Here is a 2,647-nt window from a genome sequence, read left to right on the forward strand (position 1 = left end):
CGAACTCCTCACCCGCCACACCGGGCCCGCCGGCATCGCCCTCTCCCGCCAGAACCTCCCCGTCCTGCCCCGAGAGATCGATGGATTCGCCGGGGCGGAGGGCGTCAGGAAGGGCGCCTATGTGTTGGTGGATGCGGAGGACGGCACCCCCGACGTGATCTTGATCGCGACGGGTTCCGAAGTGCACCTGGCCGTCGAGGCTCGCACGCGTCTCGCGGCCGAAGGAGTGCAGGCCCGCGTCATCTCCGCCCCCAGCCTCGAATGGTTCGCCGAACAAGACGACACCTACCGCGAGTCCGTACTCCCCTCGACGATCAAGGCCCGGGTCTCGGTCGAGGCGGGCTCGACGCTCGGCTGGCACCGGATCGTCGGCGACGCGGGCCGCGTCATCGGCATCGATCACTTCGGCGCCTCGGCGTCGGCCGGCGAGCTGCAGCGCCGCTTCGGCTTCACCGTCGACGCGGTCGTCGCGGCGGCGCACGAGACGATCGAGGCGACAGCGTGAGCACGCCGACGGCCGCCCTCGCCGCGGCGGGCGTGAGCATCTGGCTCGACGATCTCTCCCGCGAGCGCATCGAGTCCGGCGAGCTCGCCGAACTCGTGCGCACCCGCAACGTCACGGGAGTGACGACCAACCCGTCGATCTTCCAGGCGGCCATCACCCGCGGTGCGGGGTACGGGCCGGCACTCGCGCGGGAAGCCGCGGCCGCGGCATCCGTCGATGAGGCCATCCTCCGCATCACGACCGACGACGTGCGCGACGCCTGCGATGTGCTGCGGGAGGTCTACGACGCGACGGGCGGCGTCGACGGACGCGTCTCGATCGAGGTCTCCCCCGAGCTCGCCCACGACACCGAGGGCNCTTCGCCCTGCACGCCGCGGTGGCGAGGCCCAACGTGCTGATCAAGATCCCCGCGACCCGCGCGGGACTTCCGGCGATCACCGCCGTGGTGGCGGCCGGGGTGTCGGTGAACGTGACGCTCATCTTCAGCCTCGAGCGCTATACCGAGGTCATCGACGCCTACCTCGCCGGCCTCGAGCAGGCGCGCGCGAACCGCCTCGACCTGACCACGATCCACTCCGTGGCCTCGTTCTTCATCTCGCGCGTGGACACGGAGGTCGACGCCCGGCTCGCGGCGATCGGCACCGACGCGGCACTCGCCCTGCGCGGCCAGGCGGCGCTCGCGAACGCCCGCCTCGCGTACAACCTGTACGAGCAGCGGTTCGAGGAGCCCCGGGTACGGGCGCTGCTCGCCGCCGGGGCGAACCGTCAGCGGCCGCTCTGGGCGTCGACCGGCGTGAAGGACCCGTCCTTCCCCGACACCCGCTATGTCACCGAGCTGGTCGCGCGCGGCACCGTCAACACGATGCCGGCCGCCACCCTCGAGGCGACCTTCGACCATGCGATCATCACGGGCGACACGGTCACCGCCCGCGATGCCGACGCCCGGGCCGTTCTCGACGCCCTCGCGGCGGCGGGGGTCGACTTCGGCGATGTCACGCGGCTGCTCGAAGAGCGCGGAGTCGCGGCGTTCGTCGATTCGTGGGCCGATCTGACGTCAACGGTCGCGGCCGCACTCGCCCCGGCGCTCACGCACTGAGCCCGACCCGGCCGCACGACCCCGGAAGGCGCGCACAGTCGACCGAATCGACAGGCACTCGACGCGGGCCGATTCGAGCCGGTAGTCAGGCCTGCGGCGGCAGCGCGCCGTCAGGCAGCGCCCGCACGGTGCGCGGGCGCGCGCCGGCGAGCACGGCGCCCGCGCTCGCGATCACGACGAGCGCGATGCCCGCGATCTCGAGCAGGGCGAGATGCTGTCCGAGAAGCAGGAATCCCGCCACCGAGGCGGTCGCCGGGCCGAGACTCATCAGCACCGCGAAGACGGATGCCGCGACCCGCCGCAGCGCGAACAGTTCGAGGGCGTACGGGATGGTCGACGACAGCAGCGCGACGGCCGCCCCGAGGCCGAGCAGCTCAGGTCGCACGAGGGCGGAGCCCGCGTCGACGATGCCGAACGGCAGCGAGACCACCGCGCCCGCCGCCATCGCGATCGCGAGGCCGTCGAGTCGGGCGAAGAGCCGCCCCACCCGTGCGGAGGCGAGGATGTAGAAAGCCCAGCTGGCGGCCGCGGCGAGTGCGAACACGACCCCGAGCAGGTCGAGTCGATCCCAGCCGCCCCCGCCCAGGGCCGCCACTCCGAGGGCGGCGATTCCCGCCCAGACGAGGGCGCTCGCACGGCGGGCGACGATGATCGACAGGGTCAGCGGGCCGAGCACCTCGATCGTGACCGTCACACCGAGGGGCAGACGCTCGAGGGCGAGGTAGAACAGACCGTTCATGAGTGCGAGCACGAGCCCGAACGCGAGGGCCGAGAGCCAGGCGTCTCGCGAGAGCCCGCGCAGGCGCGGGCGGGCGATCGCGAGAAGCACGAGCGCCGAGAACACGAGTCTCAGCATCACCATGCCGAGAGGCCCGACAGCGGGGAAGAGCAGCACGGCGATCGACGCGCCGACCTCCTGACAGGCCAGACCGATCAGCACGAGACCGATCGCGCCGTAGCTGCTGCGGGCAGGGGACATCGCACTCTTCCAACCGTCGGGGAACATTCCGATCAAAGCATGTCCTCCCGACATCGCCGTGCGGGGG

Annotated in this window: 3 protein-coding genes and 1 pseudogene; 3 read left to right on the plus strand and 1 reads right to left on the minus strand. The window is 72.0% G+C overall.

Going from position 1 to position 2,647, the window contains the following annotated elements; genetic code table 11:
• The 3 genes and pseudogenes from ASG00_RS15670 to tal form a co-directional block, all read left to right on the plus strand.
• A partial coding sequence (locus ASG00_RS15670) for a transketolase-like TK C-terminal-containing protein (RefSeq protein ID WP_327037486.1) occupies positions 1–505 on the plus strand: 505 nt, incomplete at its 5' end.
• Positions 502–861 (plus strand): transaldolase family protein (locus ASG00_RS16950; RefSeq protein WP_327037487.1); only part of this gene is annotated, 360 nt, incomplete at its 3' end. The genes ASG00_RS15670 and ASG00_RS16950, both read left to right, overlap by 4 nt.
• Position 862: 1 nt before the next feature.
• Positions 863–1,601 (plus strand): annotated as a pseudogene (tal, locus tag ASG00_RS04870) (transaldolase); the annotation flags it as partial.
• An 85-nt stretch (positions 1,602–1,686) separates the two neighbouring features.
• Here the strand turns inward: tal and ASG00_RS04875 are convergent.
• Positions 1,687–2,580 (minus strand): EamA family transporter, encoded by an 894-nt coding sequence (locus tag ASG00_RS04875; protein ID WP_045247013.1) that lies wholly within the window; start codon positions 2,578–2,580, stop codon positions 1,687–1,689.
• Positions 2,581–2,647 lie beyond the last annotated feature (67 nt).

Source organism: Microbacterium sp. Leaf351, from assembly GCF_001423825.1.
GTDB lineage: Bacteria > Actinomycetota > Actinomycetes > Actinomycetales > Microbacteriaceae > Microbacterium > Microbacterium ginsengisoli.